18 protein-coding genes are annotated in these 24,224 nt (G+C 42.3%); 10 read left to right on the top strand and 8 right to left on the bottom strand.

Translation table 11 applies throughout. The features are described from left to right. Positions 1–195 precede the first annotated feature (195 nt). The 3 genes from ACQ86K_RS02295 to upp form a co-directional block, all read right to left on the bottom strand. A complete protein-coding gene (locus tag ACQ86K_RS02295) occupies positions 196–729 on the bottom strand; it encodes a DinB family protein (RefSeq protein ID WP_091174543.1) in 534 nt (177 codons plus the stop codon). Continuing rightward, complete coding sequence (locus ACQ86K_RS02290) at positions 726–1,421, bottom strand: YjjG family noncanonical pyrimidine nucleotidase (RefSeq protein WP_091174540.1); 696 nt, start codon at positions 1,419–1,421, stop codon at positions 726–728. The genes ACQ86K_RS02295 and ACQ86K_RS02290 overlap by 4 nt, the downstream gene beginning before the upstream one ends. Positions 1,422–1,586: 165 nt before the next feature. After that, positions 1,587–2,231 (bottom strand): uracil phosphoribosyltransferase, encoded by a 645-nt coding sequence (upp, locus tag ACQ86K_RS02285; protein WP_091174537.1) that lies wholly within the window; start codon positions 2,229–2,231, stop codon positions 1,587–1,589. A 132-nt stretch (positions 2,232–2,363) separates the two neighbouring features. Here upp and ACQ86K_RS02280 point away from each other — a divergent pair, with 132 nt between their 5' ends. From ACQ86K_RS02280 to ACQ86K_RS02250, 7 genes are all read left to right on the top strand, one after another. Further along, positions 2,364–2,861, top strand: a complete 498-nt coding sequence (locus tag ACQ86K_RS02280; RefSeq protein ID WP_091174534.1) for a GNAT family N-acetyltransferase — start codon at positions 2,364–2,366, stop codon at positions 2,859–2,861. 10 nt (positions 2,862–2,871) lie between these two features. Next, positions 2,872–3,351, top strand: coding sequence for a MarR family winged helix-turn-helix transcriptional regulator (locus tag ACQ86K_RS02275; protein WP_091174532.1), 480 nt, complete (start codon positions 2,872–2,874; stop codon positions 3,349–3,351). A 106-nt stretch (positions 3,352–3,457) separates the two neighbouring features. Next, the gene (uvrB, locus tag ACQ86K_RS02270) at positions 3,458–5,482 is read left to right on the top strand and encodes an excinuclease ABC subunit UvrB (protein ID WP_091174530.1); all 2,025 of its coding nucleotides are present in this window, start codon (positions 3,458–3,460) and stop codon (positions 5,480–5,482) included. A 163-nt stretch (positions 5,483–5,645) separates the two neighbouring features. After that, on the top strand, positions 5,646–5,900 hold the full coding sequence (locus tag ACQ86K_RS02265) for a DUF4834 family protein (RefSeq protein WP_091174527.1): 255 nt from the start codon (positions 5,646–5,648) through the stop codon (positions 5,898–5,900). A 16-nt stretch (positions 5,901–5,916) separates the two neighbouring features. Further along, a complete protein-coding gene (locus tag ACQ86K_RS02260) occupies positions 5,917–6,213 on the top strand; it encodes a hypothetical protein (RefSeq protein ID WP_091174524.1) in 297 nt (98 codons plus the stop codon). Between the two features lie 85 nt (positions 6,214–6,298). Then, entirely contained in the window at positions 6,299–8,794 is a 2,496-nt protein-coding gene (locus ACQ86K_RS02255; protein ID WP_431199722.1) for a hypothetical protein, read from the top strand. A gap of 131 nt (positions 8,795–8,925) precedes the next feature. Further along, on the top strand, positions 8,926–9,783 hold the full coding sequence (locus ACQ86K_RS02250; protein ID WP_091174519.1) for a hypothetical protein: 858 nt from the start codon (positions 8,926–8,928) through the stop codon (positions 9,781–9,783). A 17-nt stretch (positions 9,784–9,800) separates the two neighbouring features. Here ACQ86K_RS02250 and ACQ86K_RS02245 read toward each other — a convergent pair whose 3' ends face one another. Further along, entirely contained in the window at positions 9,801–10,553 is a 753-nt protein-coding gene (locus ACQ86K_RS02245) for a glycosyltransferase family 2 protein (protein ID WP_091174517.1), read from the bottom strand. Further along, positions 10,546–11,829 carry a glycosyltransferase family 4 protein gene (locus ACQ86K_RS02240; protein WP_091174515.1) on the bottom strand — a complete coding sequence of 428 codons (1,284 nt, stop codon included), beginning with the start codon at positions 11,827–11,829 and terminating at the stop codon, positions 10,546–10,548. The genes ACQ86K_RS02245 and ACQ86K_RS02240 overlap by 8 nt, the downstream gene beginning before the upstream one ends. A gap of 37 nt (positions 11,830–11,866) precedes the next feature. On the opposite strand from ACQ86K_RS02240, the gene ACQ86K_RS02235 reads away from it, so the two are divergent. The 3 genes from ACQ86K_RS02235 (at position 11,867) to ACQ86K_RS02225 (ending at position 18,449) form a co-directional block, all read left to right on the top strand. Continuing rightward, complete coding sequence (locus ACQ86K_RS02235; protein WP_091174512.1) at positions 11,867–15,076, top strand: S41 family peptidase; 3,210 nt, start codon at positions 11,867–11,869, stop codon at positions 15,074–15,076. Positions 15,077–15,166: 90 nt separating this feature from the next. Continuing rightward, positions 15,167–16,039, top strand: coding sequence for a CPBP family intramembrane glutamic endopeptidase (locus ACQ86K_RS02230; RefSeq protein WP_091174510.1), 873 nt, complete (start codon positions 15,167–15,169; stop codon positions 16,037–16,039). Positions 16,040–16,181: 142 nt separating this feature from the next. Continuing rightward, complete coding sequence (locus ACQ86K_RS02225) at positions 16,182–18,449, top strand: aconitate hydratase (protein WP_091174508.1); 2,268 nt, start codon at positions 16,182–16,184, stop codon at positions 18,447–18,449. Positions 18,450–18,938: 489 nt separating this feature from the next. Here ACQ86K_RS02225 and nagB read toward each other — a convergent pair whose 3' ends face one another. The 3 genes from nagB to ACQ86K_RS02210 all read right to left on the bottom strand — a co-directional run bounded on the left by nagB (position 18,939) and on the right by ACQ86K_RS02210 (position 24,155). Then, positions 18,939–20,858, bottom strand: coding sequence for a glucosamine-6-phosphate deaminase (gene nagB / locus ACQ86K_RS02220; RefSeq protein ID WP_431199721.1), 1,920 nt, complete (start codon positions 20,856–20,858; stop codon positions 18,939–18,941). Positions 20,859–21,594: 736 nt separating this feature from the next. Continuing rightward, positions 21,595–22,146: a hypothetical protein gene (locus ACQ86K_RS02215; RefSeq protein ID WP_431199720.1), complete on the bottom strand. Its 552-nt coding sequence runs from the start codon at positions 22,144–22,146 to the stop codon at positions 21,595–21,597. After that, positions 22,116–24,155: a Kelch repeat-containing protein gene (locus ACQ86K_RS02210; protein WP_431199719.1), complete on the bottom strand. Its 2,040-nt coding sequence runs from the start codon at positions 24,153–24,155 to the stop codon at positions 22,116–22,118. The genes ACQ86K_RS02215 and ACQ86K_RS02210 overlap by 31 nt, the downstream gene beginning before the upstream one ends. Positions 24,156–24,224 lie beyond the last annotated feature (69 nt).

Here is a 24,224-nt window from a genome sequence, read left to right as displayed (position 1 = left end):
TAATAAAGCAACGATTACTCGTCGTCCTCATCTTCGTTAACAGTCAATTCATATGGACTTGCATAGAAGCAGCCGACCAGGATCAGCAACCCTATAACTACCAAATAAGCATACTCAAAATTCATCACAAAGATTTTTACAAATGTCTGAAATTTAACATTATCCTACTGTTAAGACTACATTAAATATAAAAGGTTACTTTGCTGTATTAAATTTATTTTTGATCCTGTTAAGTTGTTTCAAGTGGTGCTCTAAATGAATGCGGATAAATTTAAACCATTGCCTGGCATTAAGCATTCCCATACGCGGGTGCTTGTATCTGTTAGCCGGCGATGATTCGGCAATGAGGGGCATAGTCGTTTCAACCCGCTTGCGGCATTTGATGATCAGGTTTTTGGCATCTTCCTTACTGATCTTATTGGCAGCCATTTTATCGCTTACCGCATTGGGGACTGTTGTTTTAACCGGCGGAAATTTACCTAACAACAGCAGGATCCGGCCTTCCCAATTAATGCCTTTTTTAGTTGGCTCGCAATTGCCGTGGGTACAACGTTCAAGCGCGATTGATGAACCCAGCGTAGCCTGCATAATATGGCTGTAAACCTCGGCAAACGACCAGCCGCCATCTTCCGGGGTAACATCAAACAACTCATCGGGGATAACATCCAGTTGTTTGCGGTATTCATCAAGGGCTGCATCAATAGCTTTACGTTCTTTGGAGATACTCATAAAAGTAAAGTTAACTCTTTTAAATGAGCTATCTGCACGGGGATATCCTGAGGCTTTTCCGCATTAAAAGGATTAAAATAAATGGCATCTATCCCAAAACCAAGCGCCCCGCGGATATCAGCTTCAATGCTGTCGCCGATCATTACACTTTCTTGTTTCGATGCCCCGGCCAGGTCAAGCGCGTGTTGAAATATGGCTTTGTCCGGCTTGTTAACGCCAACATCTTCGGAGATGATAATGTTCTGAAAATATTTGGCCAGATCGGTCCCCGCGATTTTTATCCGTGTTGAATCTTTAAACCCATTCGAGATCAGGTGCAGGGTATATTTTGATTGCAGATATTGTAATGTTTCGTGCGCATGCGGAAACAGGTTGGTTTTGGTAGGGCAAAGCTTTACGTAAGCATCCTCAAAATCAAGCGGCATCAGGTCGGGATGCAAACCAAGATCAGTAAAAGTTGATTTGAAACGAGCCTCCCGCAGTTCATCTTTGGTGATCTCGCCGATATGATACTGTGCCCAAAGGCGGTGATTGTTCCGGGTATAAGTTTCGATGAACAATTCGGCAGATTGCAGCCCAATTTCGCCAAGCCGGTGAATAACATATAACTCATGCAGGGCCTCTTCGGCATTTTTATCGAAATCCCAGATGGTATGATCGAGATCAAAGAAGATGTGTTTGTATTGTTTCATGTCGGATTTCGGATATTCGATTTCGAAATTTTTTCCCTGCTTAAAAATTCAAAATTAAGAATTTCAATATTACTAAATCCGAAATCCCAATTCCGAAATTCGAAATCAAAATAAATCCCAAATCAAACTAAATCCGAAATCGAACATCCGAAATTCGAAATCAAACTACACTTTTTCCCCAAATGCCAGGTCGCCCGCATCACCCAGACCAGGTACAATATAAGATTTGCTGGTCATTTCATCGTCGACAGCGCAGAGCCACAATTTGGCTTTTGGTAGGTTTGCCTTTACATGCGCCACACCTTCGGTACTGGCAATTACAGCGGCAATGTGCAGCTCCTTTATTTTATACTGAGCCATTAACTCCTTACAAACCGATACAATACTTTGCCCGGTAGCCAGCATGGTATCGCACAAAATAAAGATCTTATCATCAAGGTTAGGGGTTGAGATATGATCAACCTGGATCAAAAAGCTGCCATTACGCTTCACCTTGCGATAAGCTGTGATAAATGCAGAGGGCGACCGGTCAAAAAACTGCATAAAACCCTGGTGAAAAGGCAGACCGGCGCGCAATATAATACCCAGCACCGGTTCATCGGCCGGCATATTAACACTGGCTGTACCCAAAGGGGTTTGAATTTCTTTGGTTTCGTAATGTAATGCTTTGCTCAGCTCATAAGCCAATATAACTCCTAACCTTTCCTGGTTCCGCCTAAAACGTGCCTTATCCTGCTGAATAACGGCATCCCGTAATTCAGCCAGAAACTGGTTGGCAATGGTATTGGTTTTATTGAGGATGAAAATCATGCTTAAATTTAAGCGTTTTTGAGCAATAGTATCACTATTTGTTTATTAAATGTCATACCGCACCATAGGAAGGATAATAAATTTTGAATTTACGTAGTTAACTACGTAGATTTGTACATAAATATTAAAGTCATGGATACTACACCTGTTATTAGCTCACTCAACAATACTTATTGCCAGCAGATCATTGATATCATTTTACCAATTCAGCAAATTGAATTTAATGTGCCAATCACGCTTGAAGCCCAGCCCGACCTGTTTGATATTGAAACCAATTACCACCAAACCGGCGGAGATTTTTGGGGAGCGATATATAACAAACAACTTGTTGGCACCATAGCACTTATTGCTTTTGATAATAATTCGGCGGCCATACGCAAAATGTTTGTACTTAAAGAATACCGGGGAAAGGAGCTGGGTATTGCGCAGTTACTGCTCAATAATCTTATTGATTATTGCAAACAAAACAACATTGCCCACATTTATTTAGGTACTGTTGAGATGCTGAAAGCGGCCCATCGCTTTTATGAAAAAAATGGCTTTACACACCTTGCCAAACAGGATTTGCCTGAATCATTCCCGCTTATGGCTGCAGATACCATTTTTTATGAGTTACATTTGAACAATTAACAGCGATATAATGAATGTTATTGACGAATCGGGAATTTTAGCAATTTCAACAAGGTTGCAGCGCCTGGCCGAGCAGCTGCGCAAAGACGGTGTACTTGTATACAAAGCCAGTAATATTGATTTTGAACCCAAATGGTTCCCTGTTATTTATACTTTGCATTTTAAGCCTGTTTTAAGCGTGGTGGAAATCGCAACAGAAATTGGCTACACCCATCCTTCAACCATCAGTCTGTTAAAAGAATTGGAAAAAGAGAAATTGATCCGATCAAAAAAGGACAAGGCCGATGAAAGGAAGCGTCTTATCATGTTAACAACAAAAGGCCAGGAACTTATTGTGCGCATGAAACCCGTTTGGGAAATTATGAAAGCGGCCGCCGCGGAAATTGCCGATACTCAAAACAACCTGATGAAGGCTATTATTGAAGCCGAAGAGAAAATAAAGCAGCAGAGTTTTTTGGATAGGGCGTTACGTTTAAAGGCGGAAATGTAATTTATTACCCCCGGCACAACAATGTTGACATACGGTTGTCATTACCATGTACTTATTTTGATTTGCAAACCCTGTTTCTGGATTATTTGTATTTTTACATAACAACATGGATTTTCAATTAACATCTCAATATAAACCAACCGGCGACCAGCCTGAAGCTATAAGGCAGCTGGTTGAAGGTATCAATAACGGCGACCCCTATCAAACCCTTTTGGGGGTTACCGGATCGGGCAAAACCTTTACGGTTGCCAATATTATAGCACAAACGCAAAAACCTACGCTGATCCTGAGCCACAACAAAACATTAGCGGCACAGCTTTATGGCGAGTTTAAGCAGTTCTTTCCCGAAAACGCGGTGAACTACTTTGTGTCGTACTACGACTATTATCAGCCGGAGGCATTTATTCCTACCACCAACACCTACATTGAAAAGGACCTGCAGATAAACGAGGAAATAGAAAAGCTTCGTTTACGTACTACTTCGGCTTTAATGTCGGGCAGGCGCGATGTGATCGTGGTATCGTCTATATCCTGCATTTACGGCATGGGCAACCCCGATGATTTTGCCGATTCGGTTTTCAAATTTGCCGTAGGCACGCGCATCAGCAGGAATGCTTTCTTACATCGCTTAGTTGAAATTTTATACGCCCGCACCACTGCCGATTTTAAACGAGGGACATTCAGGGTTAAGGGTGATACAGTGGATATTTTTCCGGCTTACCTGGATTATGCCTACCGCATCTCCTTTTTTGGTGATGATATTGAAGAGTTAAGCGCCTTTGATATTGGCACAGGTAAAACCATCGAAAAAATGACACACATGGTGGTTTATCCGGCCAACCTGTACGTTGCCCCCCGAGAGCGTTTCCTGCAGTCCATCTGGGCTATACAGGAAGAGTTGGAAACCCGCAAAAAACAGTTTATCGATGACGGCCGTTTCCTGGAAGCCAAACGGCTTGAAGAAAGGGTTAATTACGATTTGGAGATGATCCGCGAGTTGGGTTACTGCTCGGGCATCGAGAACTACTCCCGCTTTTTTGATGGGCGCAAGCCCGGTGCAAGGCCGTTCTGCTTGCTCGATTATTTCCCGGAAGATTACCTGATGGTGATTGACGAAAGTCACGTAACGGTTCCGCAGATCAGGGCCATGTATGGAGGTGACCGTTCGCGCAAGATCTCCCTGGTTGATTATGGCTTCCGCCTGCCGGCGGCTTTGGACAATCGCCCACTTAATTTCCAGGAGTTTGAAAATCTTGCTCCGCAAACCGTTTATGTAAGCGCCACGCCAGGCGATTTTGAACTTGAAAAATCAGGCGGTGTGGTGGTTGAACAGGTGATCCGTCCGACAGGATTGCTTGATCCGGTGATTGACGTTCGCCCGGTGATAAACCAGGTGGATGACCTGCTTGACGAAGTAGATAAAACAATTAAAAAAGGCGACCGCGTACTGGTAACCACCCTTACCAAACGTATGGCCGAAGAACTGGCCAAATACATGGACAGGCTGGGTATAAAATGCCGTTATATTCACTCAGAAGTAAAAACACTGCAGCGCGTGGAAATTTTACGTGGCCTGCGCCTTGGCGAATTTGACGTATTGATAGGTATCAACTTACTGCGTGAAGGATTGGATTTGCCCGAAGTATCCTTAGTGGCTATTTTGGATGCTGATAAAGAAGGGTTCCTTCGGTCAGAACGCTCATTGATCCAAACCATAGGCCGTGCAGCACGTAATGACCGTGGCCGTGTAATCATGTATGCTGATACCATAACCGATTCGATGCAGATCACGATGGATGAAACCAACCGCCGCCGCGAAATTCAGATTGCGTATAACACGCAACATGGCATTACACCGCTAACGGTTGGCAAAACGCGCGAGGAAATTATGGAGCAAACCTCGGTGGTCGACTTTAAAGGCGGTGTACAGCAGGCTTATGTAGAAACCGATACGCTGACTCTTGCCGCCGATCCGATAGTTCAATATATGACCAAAGCCGACCTGAAAAAATCAATCGACAACACCAAAAAAGATATGCTTGCTGCAGCCAAGAACATGGATTTCCTTTTGGCCGCCAAACTCCGCGACGAGATGTTTGCTTTGGAAAAGATGATGGAAGAGAAGTTTTAATTTGAAAATTTATTGATTTGAAGATTTGAAAACTACAGTCCCCACATTTTCAAATCTTCAAATTGCTTTATTTTCAAATTAAAACAGCGTCAGCTATCCCCAAATCATAATAAAACAATTTTACCGTTATATACCTTATATTTGTAAGCTCAAAATTAACAGTATGATTCTTATTCGTTTCCTGATCATATCTATCTGTATATTATACATTATTCGCAGCCTGGCTCGTTACCTGCTGCCTTTTCTTTTTGAAAGTGTTGTGAATAAAGCCCAGCAGCAATATCAACAGCAACAACGTAATTACAATGAAGGCCCAAAACCTGATGGAAAAATCAGGATCGACCATATCCCGCAGCCTAAAAAAGGCAGTGTACCCGACAGTGAAGGTGAATTTGTTGATTACGAAGAAGTAAAATAAACCTAACCAAAAAATCATGGACACCAACCCTGTATTTAGAAGGCGTCAAAATCATAACAACACGCCCGAGTCAATTACGCTGATTATCACCAATGTCATCGTATTTATAGTGGCCACTCAAATTTTTGCCAATTGCACTAAGATTAGCACTTTTTACTGGGTGATCATGGGTGCGCTGGGCGTTTACAACTTTTTCAACATCCGTAAATACCGCGAAGATTACGGCAAAGTGCAGGTTATTGCTTATGTAATATCTATCATTGTGCTGATTGCCATGTTTTTCCTGCTGCGCAGCCGTGCGCAAACCTGTTAAGTTATTCCTTAACAAAACTTATAATTCCTATTCTCATTGTAATTTCTATTTTTGAGGAATATAATATCCATTTCAAAAAACTTAAATGAATAACTGGTTTAAGCGTAACGGCATTCATTTTGCCATAGCTGCAATTTTTTTAATGATCTGCTTTATATTTTTAACCCCGGCTTTCCAGGGAAAAACATTAGGCGGCAATGACGTTACAAGGGCTCTATCAACCCAAAAAGAAATCAACGATTACAAAGCTAAAGACACTACGATACTCTGGACCAACCAGATCTATGGCGGTATGCCCACCTACCAGGTGTGGGCACCTTATAAAGCCAATTTAACTACATGGGTGGTTACTGCCATAAATTACACTTTCCCAACCCCTGTTGGTACAGTATTGTTATTCTTATTAGGTACATACTTCCTGTTTATTGTGTTAAAGGTTAATCCATGGCTTGCAGCGGCAGGTGCAATAGCGTTTACCTTTTCATCATATAATATCATTTTGCTGGTTGCCGGGCATGCTAATCAGGCTTTCGCCATAGCATTTTTCGGGCCGATACTTGCGGGTATCATCCTTACGCTTCGCGGCAAGCATTTACTTGGTTTCGCGGTTACAGCCTTGTTTCTTGCGTTAGAGATCAGGGCCAACCACATACAAATGACGTACTATTTGATGCTGGCCTTATTGATCATGGTGGGTATTGAGCTTTACCATGCTATCAAAAATAAAACCCTTAACAGCTTTCTAAAATCGCTGGGATATATAGCGGCGGCTACTCTTCTTGCGGTTTCTGTAAATGCATCCATATTATGGAGTACTGCCGACTATGGCAATGAAACCATCCGTGGCAAATCAAATCTCACAAGGCAAGCTGCAGAGCCCAATAACGGTTTGGCACGCGATTACGCCTTTGAATGGAGCCAGGGTGTTGGTGAATGTATTACTTTCCTTATTCCTAACGCTTATGGCGGCGGCGAACAAGGCTCTACCGATCCGGACTCACACGTAATCAAAGCGCTTAATGCAAGTGGAGCCGACCCTAATCAGGTTACCGGCATTTCGGCCAATTATCTACCCTTATATTGGGGTAATAAACCATTCACTGCCGGCCCATTCTATTTTGGTGCAGTAATTTGTTTACTGTTTGTATGGGGTTTAATGATTGTTAAAAACCGTATTAAATGGTGGTTGCTTGGTGCTGTGGTTTTAACTACGCTATTATCATTTGGCAGAAATTGGCCTTTTCTGTCTGATCTGTTCTTTAACTATTTCCCGCTTTACAATAAATTCCGTGCAGTTGACTCAATATTGGCAATTGTAGGTTTCTGCTTCCCAATCCTTGCTGTATTAGCAGTAAACGAAGCTATTATAAATGAAGATAAAGAAAGCCTGTTTAAAAAACTAAAAATTGCTTTTTACATTACCGGTGGCATTGTCCTAATTGTGGCCGTGGTACCTTCATTGCTGTTATCTTTCAGTGTTAGCGAACAACAAGCCGGCGTTATTGCACAAATTGGTCAGGCCCTTAAAACTGATAGTTCAGCCCTTACCCGCGCTTTAATTGCCGACAGGGAATCCATAGCACAAGCAGATGCTATCCGGTCACTTATATTCATTGCTATAGCATTTGGTATTGCATGGGCATTCCTTAAAAAGAAGATCAATCCAACTGTTGCATCGCTTGCTTTCCTGGCGCTGATCCTTGTTGACCTTTGGGGTATCGACAAACGCTATTTAAATCACGATAGCTTTGCGCCAAAACAAGACAATGAAACACCACAGCCACGCGAGGTTGACCAGTTTATCATGAAAGATAAAGATCCTGATTTTAGGGTGTTTGACGCCACACAATCAATCAAAGGCGATGGTCTTACACCATTTTTCTATAAATCGTTAGGCGGATACTCTGCTGCAAGGTTAAAACGCTGGGAGGAGCTTGTTGACAATCAATTAAGCAAAAGCATTAACCAGGATGTTTTGGATATGATGAACGTGAAGTACATTATTAATTCTGATCCAAAAACACAAAACGTAGGTATGCAGGTAAATCAAACTGCCTGCGGCCATGCGTGGTTTGTAAAAAGCATTAAATATGCCGACAATGCCGACCAGGAAATGGTAGCCATCAGCAGTTTTACACCAAAAGATGAAGCTATTGTTGATAAACAATACAAAAGCATTATCGACGAAAAAACTTTGGGAGCAGGTGCCGGCGAAGGCAAAATTGAGCTTACCAGCTACTCACCCGACCATATGGTTTACACAAGCGGTTCTACCGCCTCACAAATTGCGGTTTTCTCCGAAGTATACTATAACAAAGGCTGGAAAATGTATATCGACGGTGTTGAAAAACCTTATTTCCGTGCCGATTATCTATTACGTGCAGCTCAGATCCCAATCGGTAACCACAAAATTGAATTTATTTTCCACCCGGCTTCATACTACATAGGTGAAAACATTTCATTAGCAGGTTCAATCCTACTGGTGCTTGCCTTAGGTGGTGCCGCTTATACCGAAAACAAAAAGAAAGCTCCGGCTCTCAAACCGGCTGATAAGAAAAAGCTTAATCAAAGCTTACATTAAAGAAAAGCGATGGGTTGATACTCATCGCTTTTTTTGTGGTACATTATTTATGGGTACATTCATGATAAGAATAATAATCGGTTCACAATCTGAAAAGATTGTAACTTTGAAAAAACCTTATCACAAATAGAATGAAAGAATTAATACAGCAAAACAAATTTGATGAGCTCAAATTTGCCCTCCAAAATTCAAATAGCCAGTTAAAAATACATCAGGTTCTTGCGCGGGCTTTAAACGGCAACCATTTTGAAGAGACTGACTATGGCTTTGAGGCGAATATGTACCAGGAAGAATTTTTAGAAGGTTTTGATTTGTATAAGGTATTAAACAAATCAGAAATTCCCCAAAACCAGCTTCAGGAGTATAAAATTGCATTAACGTTCCTGGTATTTAAAATGGGGGGATTCATAAAACTTTTAGCTGATAAAACCATGCAACAAGGGTTATATCTTTCACAAGTTGAAAACGTATATAAAGTTGATCCCTCCTTAAGAAAAGAATTACAGGCGTTTATTGATTTATTAAAAGAAACAAATGACGTGCAGGCCATTGCAAATGCCTCCGCTGCAAAAGCGCAAATAAGCCTATCGGTGGCCGATCTGCTCGAAAAGTACGAAATTGGGCAAGATATGCTGCAATTTGCCAGGGGATACGAAGATGCGGGCTTAAAAGACGAGGCTACCCGGATCTACATAAATATACTATCGGATTTTGAATGTGAATCTGCAAAAACATCAAGTAATTTATTCCCTGAGATCACTCACGTTGATACACGTAGTAATGAGGAGATAGAAATTTTTGAAAAAGCTAAAAGTCGCTTTGAAACAATTACAGGCGCCAATCTTCCCACAATAAAAAGAGTTAGACCGGATGATGATGCTAATGCAGAAAAATTAGTTGAAGCGGTAGATAAACATGAAATATCCTTAGAAGTAGAAGAAAATTACCCAATCAGCTTTTGGGACCGGGTTAAACGATTTTTCAGCTAAGGTAAGGCTCAAGTGGCCTAATCATTAGTACGCCTATTCTTCAACCAATACCAGCCTAAATTAAAGGCGATAACAAAATGGTTAAAAATAGTGGGGATCAAGCCATAATTTTGCTTCATGATCTCAAAACGCTCCATCAAACTTTGGCGATGCTTTTTCTTTGACATGCCCCCTACCAGGTATTTGGCCACGTAACGGTTAACGTTCACAATCTTTTTAGCCTTTTTTGCCGCGCGGATTATCCAGTCGATATCCGAACTCAATTGATATCTTGGGTCATAGGGTTCTGCCAGCGAACGCCTGATATAGATAGCCTGGTGACTAATGCTCATGCCATATTTAAAACCGCGCCAGGTAAACTTAGCTGGTGCTTTGTGACGGCGCTGCCCTAAACTACTCCCGTCATCGGCTATCATTTCTGTTTCACCATAATAAATGTCGGCATCCTCTGCAGCGGCAAAAACAGCGGCAACGGTTTCGTTATCATAAAACTCATCGCCCGAATTCATGAAGATCACATAATCGCCGGTAGCTAAAGCAAGCCCTTTGTTCATGGCATCATAAATGCCCCCATCTTTTTCGCTGATGAATTTGGTTATTTGACTTTTGTATTGATCAATTACTTGTAAGGTGCCATCGTTAGATAAACCATCGACAATAACGTATTCGATATTGCTATAAGTTTGGTTGATTACCGACTGTATGGTACGTTCAATATCGCGCACATTGTTATAAACAATAGTAACAACGCTTAACCGGGGACTAAACATCGGCACCTCCCCTGTTTAAAAGTTGATTATAAACTTCGATATGCTTTTTAGCGATCACTTCTTCCGAAAAACTATCCATGATAGTTTGCCGGGCCTGTTGGTTAAGCTTGTCCCTTTCCGGATGCTTAATGATCCATTCCATCCCATCGGTAAAACTTTCGGACGAACGATAGGTTGCGAGGTAACCACTATGCTGATGCTGCACCATATCCGGGATGCCACCTGTAGTAAAAGCGATTACGGGTGTACCACAGCTCAGGCTTTCCATTACAGTGTAAGGTAAATTATCCTCAAGGGATGGGATCAAAAAAGCATCAGCGGCTGCATAATGTAGGGCCAGCTTTTCATCATTATTAATAGTTCCTAAGAAACTGGTTTTAAAAGGAAAGTCGGGCAGGTTTTCTGTGCCCCGGTTTCCAAAAACCACCAGTTCTACCTGATCGGTTTCAGCGCCTAAACGCTGCCTGAGCAGTTCCATGCCCTCTAATAGATATTGAGTACCTTTATGCAGATCTTTACGCGATGGCATAAATCCGCTTAAAAAGATAAATTTATCCGTCGACAGGCCCGCTTTGGATTTTGCTTTCTTTTTGTCTATCGGTTTAAAAACATCGGTTTCCAGCGTATTTGGAATATTGCTTGCGGCTTTGCCCTGCATCAAACTGCTTTTCTTTACAGAATCTTGCATCCATAAACTTGGGGCGATAATGTTGAAGTCGAGTTGCTGATAAGCCCTATTTTTTTGCTGCCAGATGCGGTGCGAAATATCATCATCGGCAGATTTGATCAGTAGCGGGCAGTTACCGCATTGTTGCTGGTAATGATTGCAGGTATAGCGCACATGACAACCACCGGTAAAGGCATTGCTGTCATGAAAGGTCCACACCACAGGCTTGCCCAGCTTTCTAATTTCGGCTATATGTTTGGGATCCAGAAAGCCATGATTAATCCAATGCAGGTGAATGATATCGGCATTTTTAACATCGGGATGTTTGATTACCGAACGGCCAAACCAGGTAAAGGAAAAAGGTGTACGGCTATCGGGTTTTAGAAAACGTTTAGCCAATATCCGTTCCAGAATAATAGTTGCGGCCGTATATGATTTTTGGATAATATTACGGTTAAAAGTCTTGATATCAGGATTATTTCCAAATTTATAATGTACTATAATTTTAGAATCGATATTTTGGCTAAGTAATGCCCGGTTAAGGCGCATGCAGGCCCTGCCCGCGCCGCCATTACCGTCATACGTATTGAGGTGCACCACTTTTAACATGGCTCAAAAATACATTTATTCATAAAACTTAAACCATATGAAGAAACTATACATCTTATTGTTTTTGGCAGCACTGTGCCAAACCAGCCTTAAAGCCCAAACAACCGGAAGCTATTTTACATCTAACCCAACCCTAACACCCGATGGCAAAACTGTAATTTTCAGTTACGAAGGCGATCTTTGGAAAGCCGATATCAACAGCCCAGCCGCCACGCGATTGACCGCCATGCAGGGAGAAGAAACCAGTCCGCGGGTATCGCCCAACGGGCAATGGCTGGCCTTTTCATCAAACCAGTTTGGCAACAACGATGTGTACGTGATGCCCCTCGCCGGCGGCGATATCAAGCAACTTACCTATAATGATGCCGGCGATAATGTGGATTCCTGGACCTGGGATTCGAAATCCATTTACTTTAACTCAAGCCGTTACAATGGTTTCAGTGAATACAAAGTAGCTGCTACCGGCGGAACACCGGTGCGGTTGTTCGGTCATTATTTTAATACCATTCACGGCGTTGTTGAACATCCGCAAACAGGCGAGCTATTTTTCAGCAATACCTGGGAGAGTATTTATTTCCCAAACCGCAAGCATTATAAAGGCGCTTACAATCCCGATATTCAATCGTACAATCCTAAAAGCAAAGCCTATAAGAAATATACCGACTGGCAGGGCAAGGATTTCTGGGCCACCCTTGACCAGAAAGGAAACATCTATTTTGTATCCGATGAGGGCAACGAAGAATATAACCTGTACACTTTTATTGATGGTAAAAAAACTGCGTTAACCCAGTTCCCGACATCCATTAAACGCCCGCAGGTAAGTGCCGATGGCAGCAAGGTTGTTTTTGAAAAAGATTACCAGATTTTTATGTACGATGTGGCATCCAAACAAACTCAGAAGCTAAGCTTAAACCTGTTCCGCAATAATGTACTGCCCAAAGACCAATCGTTTGAAACAGGCGGTAAAATTGAAGGAGCAGCATTATCACCCGATGGCAAAAAGCTGGCTTTTGTATCCCGCGGCGAATTATTTGTAAGCGATGCCGAAGGTAAATTCGGTAAAAAACTGGAGCGTAATACCAGCGAACGCGTTACCGAAGTAAGCTGGATGAGCGATAACAAAACCCTCATTTTGGGTCAAACCCTGGGTGGCTATCCTAACTGGTACACCATGGCAGCCGACGGCAGCGGTGCCGAAAAACAACTTACCACAGATAAAGGCAGCAATCGCCTGTTGAGTATGAATAAAGACCGCACACAGGCCATTTATCTGAGCGGCCGTAATGAACTGAAACTTTTGGATCTGAAAACACTCACTTCAAAAACAATTGTTACCGATGAGTTTTGGGGATTCTACAACCCTCCTCCACGCTTTTCGCCAAATGGTGAGTACGTGGTATACAACGCTTACCGCAATTTTGAGATGGACGTTTTTGTTTATGAGATAAAAACCGGGAAAATACTGAACCTTACCAATAGCGGTGTTACAGAATCGGCGCCATTCTGGTCGCCGGATGGTAAGTATATTTATTTTTCATCATCCCGTACACAGCCCGAGTATCCTTACGGCTCAAAAGATGCCCACGTTTACCGGATGCCTTTGCAAAAGTATGATGATCCTTTTAAGATGGATAAGTTTACGGCCCTGTTTAAAGAGGAGAAAAAAGACGACGATAAAAACAAAAAGGATAAGGACAAAAAAGCGTCTAACAAAAAGAAACCTTTATCTGAGCAGCCAACGCCTAAACCGCCTGCCGATATTGTGATAGACACCGAAGAACCGATGAAAAGACTGGAACGCATCAGCCCGGAGTTTGGCCAGGCCCAGGGACCTTATGTGATTCAAAAAGGGGATAAAACATTGGTATACTATGCCTCAAACCATAGCGAAGGTAAGGGGGCGCTTTACCGTACCACCCTTGAAGCTTTTGAAAACCCTAAAACTGAAAAAGTTGGCAACGGCGACTTCGGCAATTACAACATTTTTGGCAATGGTGATAAATATTTTGTACTGGCCGGAGGCAATATCTATACCCTAAACATCGATGCTAACAAAGTGGATAAGTTAGATATCAATTACAGTTTTACCCGTAACATGGCCGGGGAATTTACACAGATGTTTGATGAAACCTGGGCCGGACTGGATGAAAACTATTACGACGGCAATTTCCACGGGGCCGACTGGAAAAAGGTTCATGACAGCTATAAAACATTTGTCCCTTATATTAATAACCGGGCCGACCTGCGCCTGTTGCTGAATGATATGCTTGGCGAGCTCAATTCATCGCACCAGGGCTTTTACTCAAACGGCAGCGAGGAAAAGAAAACCCTCAGCTACCGCACCATGGAAACCGGAATTATTTTTAACAATGATTCACCATACAAAGTTAGCGGTATAGCTACCCGCAGTAATGCCGATAGAGCCGGCATTGATGTAAAACCGGGCGATATCCTGAAAGCAGTGAACGGCGTTACGGTTGATGAAAAGCAGGACCGTAATTATTACTTCAGCAAACCGTCGCTTGATAAGGAAATTGAGCTAACCTTTAGCCGCGGCGGCAAAGATATTAAAGTAAAGCTTCACCCAGAGTCAACCGGTGACCTGTCGGGCAATCTTTACGACGACTGGATCAAGACCAATGCTAAAACAGTTGCAGAAAGAAGTAAAAACCGCATTGCCTATTCATATATGAAAAACATGGGCGATGGCGCCCTGGAAGATTTCCTGGAAGATATGGTTGATGATGCTTATAACAAGGACGCGCTTATCCTCGACCTGAGGTATAATACCGGCGGTAACGTACATGATAATGTTTTAAAATTCTTGTCTCAAAAACCCTATTTGCAATGGGCTTACCGCGATGGTAAAAAAGCACAGCAATCAAACTTTGCACCTGCGGCCAAACCGATCATCCTGCTCATGAATGAGCAAACCCTTAGCGACGGCGAGATGACCTCACAAGGCTTTAAACAACTGGGCCTGGGCAAAATTATCGGCACCGAAACTTACCGCTGGATCATTTTTACCAGTGGCAAAGGTTTGGTTGACGGATCATTCTACCGTATCCCGGCCTGGGGCTGTTATACGCTTGATGGCAAGGACATTGAGAAAACAGGTGTGACACCGGATATTTATGTAAAAACAGATTTTGCAGACAGGATGGAAAATAAAGATCCGCAGTTGGACAGGGCTATTGAGGAGATTTTGAAGCAGTTGCCTCCTGCTATATCAAAAGGAGAAAAATAATCTGTTCATATTTTATCGAACTATTTTTTAATTTTAAATTGGCTGGTCGTTTATCATGACCGGCCAATTTTTTTCCTAAACAATCGCAAAATGTCTGAAGTAACAAACATTGAAACAAGTGCCAAAGGGCCTGAAAACATTACTCATATTCCGAAAATAGCCTACCCTAATATAAAATCTGTTGTAAGACTATTTTTCATGTACCTTGTTTTTCTGATCATCGTTATAATAACCGCAGGCATTGTATTTATGAATACTCCAAAAGAATTTCCGGCGGTGAGATCGATATTCAAAGTATTGACGAATGCTGCTCCTATACTAATGGCAATACAGTATACTTTAAAAAGGAGTGAAAAACAACAAGGTTATCCGTCAACCATAAATTACAATAAAATTGAAGGGTGGCTTATCCCGGTGCTGATTATAGCGGCAACAGCATTCTCAATCATTTTAGAACGAATTTCGGTATTGCTACCAATGCCTTTGAAGGTTCGGGAGATATTTGAGAGGGTGTTCACCAAAGATCTGTTCTCGTTCATGAGTGTTGTTATTATAGCTCCAATCGTAGAGGAAATATTATGCAGGGGCATTATTTTAAAAGGATTATTAAAAAATTATGCACCTAACAAAGCCATAATCATTTCTGCGATCCTTTTTAGCGTACTGCACTTAAATCCCTGGCAGGCTATTCCAGCATTTTTCGGGGGCTTATTTTTAGGTTGGATCTATTATAAAACGCAATCCGTAATTCCGGGAATGATTTTTCATGCTGCCATAAATACTACAGGATTTGCATTTTTGTTTTTAGGGAACTCCAAACAAGACCTACCTGATATTTTTGGAAAGATGTATTATCCGGTTCTGTTGGTGTCTGCATTAGTTTTCACTGTATCATGCATCTTCATCAACAAAAAAGTGAAGGTTGCCGTAACCAACCAACCTCTAACCACTAATCTCCAATAACTTATTTAGAACTTATCCAAATAACATTTGTATAAAGCACTGAGGGCTTTCAAATGTTATTTTTTGTAAATTCGCCGCTCTAAGGCCAGTTAATGGGCTTAACGTCAATTTCTTTTACTTTTCACCTAAAAATCAAATACAAATGGCTTTTGATTTAGATATGATCAAAAAGGTTTACGACCGCTACAGCACACGTGTTGATGCTGCCCGTAAAGCGACCGGTAAACCCCTAACTTTAACCGAAAAGATTTTATATGCCCACCTTAGCGAAGGCGATGCTCAAAAAGCATTTGGTCGCGGGGTTGACTATGTTGATTTTGCACCAGACCGTGTAGCTATGCAGGATGCTACTGCTCAGATGGCCCTTTTGCAGTTTATGCAAGCCGGTCGCCCGCAGGTTGCCGTTCCATCTACCGTACATTGCGATCACCTTATACAGGCTAAAATTGGCGCTGTTGAAGATTTAAGCACCGCTGTTGACGTTAACCGCGAAGTTTATGACTTCCTGGCTTCAGTATCTGATAAATATGGTATCGGTTTCTGGAAAGCCGGTGCAGGTATCATTCACCAGGTAGTGTTAGAAAACTACGCTTTCCCGGGTGGTATGATGATCGGTACCGACTCACATACTCCTAATGCAGGTGGTTTGGGTATGATTGCTATTGGTGTTGGTGGTGCCGATGCGTGCGACGTAATGGCCGGCTTACCATGGGAGCTTAAATTCCCTAAACTGATTGGTGTAAAATTAACCGGTAAACTTTCTGGCTGGACTTCAGCTAAAGACGTTATCCTGCGTGTTGCTGGTATCCTTACTGTAAAAGGTGGTACCGGTGCTATTGTTGAATACTTTGGCGAAGGCGCACGTTCAATGTCGGCAACCGGTAAAGGTACTATCTGTAACATGGGTGCAGAAATTGGTGCTACTACCTCTATCTTCGGTTACGACGAAAAAGCTGCTGCTTACCTGAAAGGTACAAAACGTGCCGATATAGCTGAACTTGCTGACGCTATCGCAGAACACCTAACCGGCGACGAAGAAGTTTACGCTAACCCAGAGCAATATTTCGACCAGGTTATCGAAATCAACCTGAGCGAGCTTGAACCACATGTAAACGGTCCGTTCACTCCGGATTTGGCATGGCCTATCTCTAAATTTGCTACCGCTGTTAAAGAAAACGGCTGGCCTACCAAATTAGAAGTTGGTTTGATTGGTTCATGTACCAACTCATCTTACGAAGACATCACCCGTTCGGCTTCTATCGCTAAACAGGCTATCGATAAAAAATTAAAAACTCAGGCCGAGTTCACCATCACTCCGGGTTCTGAGCAGGTACGTTACACTGTTGACCGCGACGGTTACCTTGATACTTTTGCTCAAATGGGCGGTGTGGTATTGGCTAACGCCTGCGGACCATGTATCGGCCAGTGGGCCCGTCATACTGACGATCCTACCCGTAAAAACTCTATCATCACTTCGTTTAACCGTAACTTCGCTAAACGTCAGGATGGTAACCCTAATACCCATGCTTTCGTAGCGTCTCCTGAAATTGTTACCGCTTTCGCTATCGCAGGCGATTTAACTTTTAACCCGCTTACCGATACGTTAACTAACGAAGCTGGTGAGCAAGTTAAATTTGATGAGCCTCAAGGCATCGAACTACCTGTAAAAGGTTTCGCTGTTGAAGATGCAGGCTACCAGGCACCAGCCGAGGACGGCAGCAAAGTTGAAGTTATCGTTTCTCCAACTTCATCACGTTTGCAATTGCTTGAGCCATTCAAAGCATGGGAAGGTACCGACATTACAGGCCTGAAATTGCTGATCAAAGCTAAAGGTAAATGTACTACCGACCATATTTCAATGGCCGGTCCATGGTTGAAATTCCGCGGTCACCTGGATAACATTTCAAACAATATGCTGATCGGCGCTATCAACTACTTTAACCTTACTGCCGATAGCGTTAAAAACGAATTAACCGGCGAGTACGGTCCGGTTCCGGCTACTCAGCGTGCGTATAAAGCCGCAGGTATCGGTTCGATAGTAGTGGGCGACGAAAACTATGGCGAAGGTTCATCACGTGAGCACGCGGCTATGGAACCACGTCACTTAGGTGTACGTGCCATATTGGTAAAATCATTTGCCCGTATCCACGAAACCAACCTTAAAAAACAAGGTATGCTGGGTATCACTTTCGCTGATCCTAACGATTACGAAAAGATCCAGGAAGATGATAACATCGATATCACCGGCTTAACTACTTTTGCCCCAGGCAAACAGTTAACCGTTGTATTACACCATAAAGATGGTTCAAGCGAATCATTCCCTGTAAACCACACTTATAATGCCCAGCAAATTGAGTGGTTTAAAGCAGGCGGTGCGTTGAATATCATCCGCAAGCAAATGGCATCTTAAGGCTGAAAGCCGAAAGGTAAAAGCTGAAAGCTATAAATTTGAAGGCCTTTCCATTTGGGAAGGCTTTTTTGCTGGGTATAAATGCGACCAACTTTATCGTAAAAAAGTCGTCCCAATTACGCATATTTTGAATTTCTACAATATTACCTCTATTGAGAAACATATAATCTTCGTTGGAATCCAAAGATTAGTCCCAAAACTATAAAGATTACACCAAGTAAAATTAAGACTAATATGACTATTCTATCCGATTGCCGGTTTGTCTTTGCTTCTTCTGCTACTGCTTTTTCAACAGCAGCTTTTTTCAGATCTATTGATTTAACTTTTGTTAACCTTGCCCTCATTATTTATAAATGTATTAATTTCCTAAAAAAACGACCGTACGGTAAACCGTATGGTCGTTACAAAATAAGGACTTCTTGATAGTCTTTAAGATTTACGAAGTTTTAAAAACTTCGTAAATCTAACTCCACGTTAAGATCTGTAATTTTAGAATTTATATCTCACAAATGCTTCCATAGCTTCGTATTCAGCCAAACCAAGGCGGTCATAACGTTGAGCAGTGTCACGGGTACGGTCTTCTGCTCTTACCCAGAATTCCCTTGCATCATCACCTGGGAATACCGGAGTATCCTTCTGTGACTGGTGTTTGAAGATGGCGTTACGCTTGCGGATCACTTCCTGTGGCGACAATGGTACTGCCATCTCTATCTCATAAGTTTCAAACTCATGCCATGCACCACGGTACATCCACAGCCAGCAATCTTCTACCCAGGCTTCTTTACCTTTTAACCTGTCCAGTGCAGCTAAGATGATCTTGAAGCATACCAGGTGCGTACCGTTAGGATCTGCAAAGTCACCTGCCGCGAAGATCTGCTGTGGTTTTACTTGTTGAAGCAGGTCGATGGTTAATTGAATATCTTCCTCACCTACCGAGTTCTTCTTCGTTTTACCGGTTTCGTAAAACGGTAGTGCCATGAAGTGGATATGATCATCCTGTAAGCCTGCGTATCTTGCGCCTGAAATCGCTTCCGTTTTCCGGATGAAGCCTTTTACGTTTCTGATTTCCTGGGTATCAATTTCGTTTGGTTGTTTGGTTGGGAAGAAGGCACGCATATCTTCATATGACTTTTGAAGATGAGCGGTGTCTTCGCCGATGCTCTTTGTGAAATCGATAGCAAACTCCATGTACCTTAGCACGTCATCATCCCAAACGGCGGTATTGCCTGATGTTTGGTAAGCTACGTGTACATCATGCCCCTGGTCTACCAAACGGATAAATGTACCGCCCATCGAAATCACGTCATCATCCGGGTGTGGTGAAAAAATGATACTTCTCTTTTTAGCAGGCAGTGCCCTTTCCGGCCTTTGTGAATCATCCGCATTCGGTTTGCCACCCGGCCAGCCGGTGATGGTATGCTGAATCTGGTTAAAGATATCAATGTTGATATTGTATACTGGCCCCTGCTCTACTGCAAGTTGCGCCATGCCGTGGTTATTGTAATCTTCTTCCGTTAGTTTCAGTACCGGTTTGTTAACCTCATTCGCTAGCCAGATCACAGCCTTTTTCTTTAACTGGTTATCCCACACGCAATCTTTTACCAGCCACGGGGTATCAAACCTGGTCAGTTCTGATGCAGCATCTGCATCCAATACAAATTCCACATGTTGTGATAATTGCAGGTAAGTGGCAGGTACTTCGCCCGAGATCTCTCCTTCTACCGCTTTCTTGATGATCGGCGCTTTCTTCTTGTTCCAGGCCATCAGGATGATTTCCCTGGCTTTGAAGATGGTACCGATCCCCATGGTAATGGCTTTGGTTGGCACGTCGGCTTTACCACCGAAATCGCGGGCAGCATCACGCCTGGTCAGGTCGTCAAGCGTTACCATCCTGGTACCTGAGTTGGGTGCAGAACCCGGCTCGTTGAAACCGATGTGGCCTGTACGACCGATACCCAGGATCTGAAGGTCTAAGCCGCCCAATTCTTCTATTTGCTTTTCATAGGCTAAACAGAACGCAACAACTTCGTCTTTATCCAAAGTGCCATCAGGGATGTGCACATTGGCTTTATCTATATCAATATGGCTGAACAGGTTTTCGTACATAAAAGTCACATAGCTTTGAACTGCTGTGGGCTTCATCGGGTAGTACTCATCCAGGTTGAAAGTGATCACATTCTTAAAGCTCAAGCCTGCTTCTTTGTGCTGTCTTACCAGTTCGGCATATACCCCTATTGGGGTTACACCGGTGGCAAGCCCTAATACCGCTTTTTCACCTTTGGCTTGTTTTGCGCGGATCAGATCTGCTATCCGGTTCGCTACCGCCACTGAGGCTTCCTGCTGGTTGTTGTAAACGCTTACCGGTAACTTCTCGTAACGTGTCTCTTCCAATAAATTTAATCGTGCCATAATTTTCTCAGAACCTATATGTTATATGTTAAAGTTTAAAAAGTCGCTATACAAAAAACCCCCGCCAAGGGCGAGGATTTTTATCAAACCAATTAACAAAAATGTTTATCCTCACCGACATGAGGGTAAAGTAAAGTGCGTATAATAATATGCTGTGCATTATCAATACAAACTTACTAAAACAAAATTTGAATTAAAAGAACTTTTTAAATTTTTTTAATAAGTATTTTATCCTGGAAAATGGGAAATTAGACTTGTTTTGGTTAAAATTTGCCGCCCTGCACATTTTTCATACCGAATTAAAAAGCGGTGTCATTTCGATAGAGCCCAAAGGCTTGAGCGTTGGGGCGAAAGAGAAATCTTATACGGCTTGTTAATCCAACCTGAATAGTTTGCCTGACATGTAGTACAAGATTTCTCCTCGTACCTCGTCGAAATGACAATTTGTTTTGCTCCCCAAAAAGGCAAAAGAGTTCCTGATGGGCAGGAATACTCTTTTTGCTAACCAATTATAAAACATAAATCATGAGAGGAGAAGAGGTGCAGGGGTGGAATCGAACCATCCGTTTGCTGCCGGCCAGCACCTGCCATTTAGTTTAAAAATGAACCCCATTTGTAAACTAATCTGTTGCAAATATATAAATATTCTATTAAATCTATATATTTAGTAGAATTTATTCATAAAACATTCATTTCCCTTAAAGAGGGCATTAATGGCAACTTTTTAAGCTTATGATCAACGTTGATCAGACTTATTGGAGCAGATTTTTTCGAAAGGAACAGGGTATTCTTCTCCTAATGATTTCTCGTATTCGACGCTAAACTCCTCATAAATTTTCCGGGCATGTTCAATACCTTTGGTACGGCGCAGGGCTTTGAGCTTAAACTTAATGCCGATATCATTAAAAGGATCGATATTCAACACAATACGTGAGATCTCCAGTGCTTTTTTATAATCAAAAGCATCATAAGCCTTTTTTATTACCGGCAAAATAACCGGCATCAGCGCTTCTTCGTACTCCTGTTTAAAATCATCAAGCCAAATTTCAGGAATATGCTGCAACAGCCCGCCACGGGCAACTAAGTCGAGATAATTGAACGCAGATGGTTCACCAATATTAGTTTGTTTAAGTGCCTCTCTCACCACAAAATAATCGCAATAAAAATCTTCGGTGCTAATAAAACTATAGGTATCATTTAAAAAGGCAAGTTCCAGGCCATCTATATCCGAAAGTATGTTGCGAAGGTGATTGATGGTCACACCACGGATATTCTTAGTTTTGACCACATCCTTATCCGGCCATAGCGTAGTGGAAATTTTTTTGATACCACACCATTCTTTTCGCGGCTGTTTAACAAAATAAGAATAAACAGCTGCTTGATCTTGGGACTGAACAGGTAAGTAATATCCCGTTTATTTTTATCATAAACAGTAAACTCGCCCAGGAGGTAAACAGCGTTGGCTTTGTTACCTGTTTCAGTTTCAATTTTTTGTTCGGCAATACGCTCTTCGTTAACAGTAACGGGTTCATCGTTATCCTTTCTCCGCCTTAAGAAAAACACGACAATCCCGCATAACAATACAAATGCAGACGCGCCACCCAATATCCTGTATAAAGTAAAAGATTTGCTTTTGGGCTGGTGGGCGGCCACAAATGCCTCCTGGCTCACGGGCGGCGCGGTAAGTGCAAAGATTTTTATGGTAGACCGGGATGGTGTTTCAAACTCCTGGGTAGTGCAATAAAATACATCCTGCTTAGCATTGTAAAACAGGTTATGGTCTGTTTCTATCCGTTCGGACACAACCGGGATGGTACCGCTTACTACCTGGTACGACCCATCTTTTATTGAAAATTTGTACAGACGTAAACTCGTTTTAGGCCGTTCGTGCGGATAACATAGCACATAAAAAAACTGCTTATCTTTTGATACAATGAGATTATTGGCTGGTACAAACGCTTCTTCATCCGGCTTGATCTCCCAGAGTTTTTTAATGCTATGCTTATCCAGGTTAACCCGGTAGAGGTCATAATAGTGCATCCCGCCTACTACCTGGTTGCCTGACTGGTTGCCGTAGCCGCCAAAAATGTAAACTTCGTTGTTTTGGTTGGCGGTACTTGCAGCCGAAAAGAACCGGGGATTGATCACATCGCCGGTGAAGATTTGCTTTTGCCAGGTATCTGAAGCTTTATCGTATTTAAAAAAGTTATCATAGTATTTAAACGACCCGTACCCGCCAAACAGGTAAAAGTTATTAAAGTATTTATCGTAAAAAATATTATGATGATGCCTTTGCTCCATTATGGTCGATTTACCATAAAAATCCCAGTTAAGGCTGTCGAGGTTGAAGGAAGCTATACTTGGAGCGGGCTGCGGGGCTCTGAGCACTTCATATATGTAACATTTATTTTCTTTAAGGTTTACAATACTTTTGCCCAGGTGTAAGGGTACTGCCAGTTTATTTTTGAATGGTTTTGTTCCTACTGCATCCCGCCCGGCATCATAAAACATCAGGGAATCGCTTTTGAAGATAAAGAACTGCTCATTTTTTTCATTAAAGTTGATCCCCGCAACCTCATTAAAAGTGTGTATGAATTTTTGTTTCCAAAAGTATGACTCGTTGATAAGCCATGCAGGGTTATCAACATGCCCCAGGTTATCTCCGTCAATCGTAAAAACATCATTCCCGGTCCATTCGCTAAGCCGGAAGGTATAGGATTTATCATCATTGCTGACAACCAGGTTTTTAATGGCCATATTCGGCACATCCGAATAATGTTCGTTTTTGCCAAAGGTGATCTTCGCGGTTATTTTACCGTTAAAACCCAATCCCACAGCCCGGTACCATTTTCCGTTTATGGATATGCCTACTTTATCGCCTTTGAGATCAAGATCAACTATCACCTTAAACCATTTACGCCGTTTCAGCATAGTATCGGCAAGGGGGATGCTGAGTTTATTACTCCGGCTATCAATATTGAAATTGAGGAACGAACCATGATTGTAAATCGCACTCAGGCTGTAGGAGTTTCCCTTATCATCGGTTAAGTTTAAAATATAGCCAAGGTGCTGATTATCCCACAATGAAAGGTCGAAACCAATCACCAGCTGATCATGAAAAGTTGGCAGATCATCCTTAAAAACCTGGTAAGACGTGCGCTTGCTCATCAGGCTGTCATTTGAACCAAACTGCAATCCCTGCCCCCTGCTCTCAGTTGCAGACAGCAGTATAATAAAAAGCAATACAAGCTTACATGCCCTTTTTGAAAGCATTAAAACCTTACTTTTTCCCACCATTTATAATACATGTTTAAACTTGCTGATCAGAACAGCGCTACAGGTTAGAATAATGTGCTAAATTATACA

This window comes from Mucilaginibacter sp. P19 (assembly GCF_050632265.1).
GTDB lineage: Bacteria > Bacteroidota > Bacteroidia > Sphingobacteriales > Sphingobacteriaceae > Mucilaginibacter > Mucilaginibacter gossypii.
Note: the sequence above shows the minus strand (reverse complement) of the source record. Positions and strands in the feature narration are given on the sequence as shown.

Coding starts and splice junctions, on each gene's coding strand:
- ACQ86K_RS02295 (WP_091174543.1), bottom strand. CDS start 729: ATGAGTATCTCCAAAGAACGTAAAGCTATTGATGCAGCCCTTGATGAA.
- ACQ86K_RS02290 (WP_091174540.1), bottom strand. CDS start 1,421: ATGAAACAATACAAACACATCTTCTTTGATCTCGATCATACCATCTGG.
- upp (WP_091174537.1), bottom strand. CDS start 2,231: ATGATTTTCATCCTCAATAAAACCAATACCATTGCCAACCAGTTTCTG.
- ACQ86K_RS02280 (WP_091174534.1), top strand. CDS start 2,364: ATGGATACTACACCTGTTATTAGCTCACTCAACAATACTTATTGCCAG.
- ACQ86K_RS02275 (WP_091174532.1), top strand. CDS start 2,872: ATGAATGTTATTGACGAATCGGGAATTTTAGCAATTTCAACAAGGTTG.
- uvrB (WP_091174530.1), top strand. CDS start 3,458: ATGGATTTTCAATTAACATCTCAATATAAACCAACCGGCGACCAGCCT.
- ACQ86K_RS02265 (WP_091174527.1), top strand. CDS start 5,646: ATGATTCTTATTCGTTTCCTGATCATATCTATCTGTATATTATACATT.
- ACQ86K_RS02260 (WP_091174524.1), top strand. CDS start 5,917: ATGGACACCAACCCTGTATTTAGAAGGCGTCAAAATCATAACAACACG.
- ACQ86K_RS02255 (WP_431199722.1), top strand. CDS start 6,299: ATGAATAACTGGTTTAAGCGTAACGGCATTCATTTTGCCATAGCTGCA.
- ACQ86K_RS02250 (WP_091174519.1), top strand. CDS start 8,926: ATGAAAGAATTAATACAGCAAAACAAATTTGATGAGCTCAAATTTGCC.
- ACQ86K_RS02245 (WP_091174517.1), bottom strand. CDS start 10,553: ATGTTTAGTCCCCGGTTAAGCGTTGTTACTATTGTTTATAACAATGTG.
- ACQ86K_RS02240 (WP_091174515.1), bottom strand. CDS start 11,829: ATGTTAAAAGTGGTGCACCTCAATACGTATGACGGTAATGGCGGCGCG.
- ACQ86K_RS02235 (WP_091174512.1), top strand. CDS start 11,867: ATGAAGAAACTATACATCTTATTGTTTTTGGCAGCACTGTGCCAAACC.
- ACQ86K_RS02230 (WP_091174510.1), top strand. CDS start 15,167: ATGTCTGAAGTAACAAACATTGAAACAAGTGCCAAAGGGCCTGAAAAC.
- ACQ86K_RS02225 (WP_091174508.1), top strand. CDS start 16,182: ATGGCTTTTGATTTAGATATGATCAAAAAGGTTTACGACCGCTACAGC.
- nagB (WP_431199721.1), bottom strand. CDS start 20,858: ATGGCACGATTAAATTTATTGGAAGAGACACGTTACGAGAAGTTACCG.
- ACQ86K_RS02210 (WP_431199719.1), bottom strand. CDS start 24,155: ATGGTGGGAAAAAGTAAGGTTTTAATGCTTTCAAAAAGGGCATGTAAG.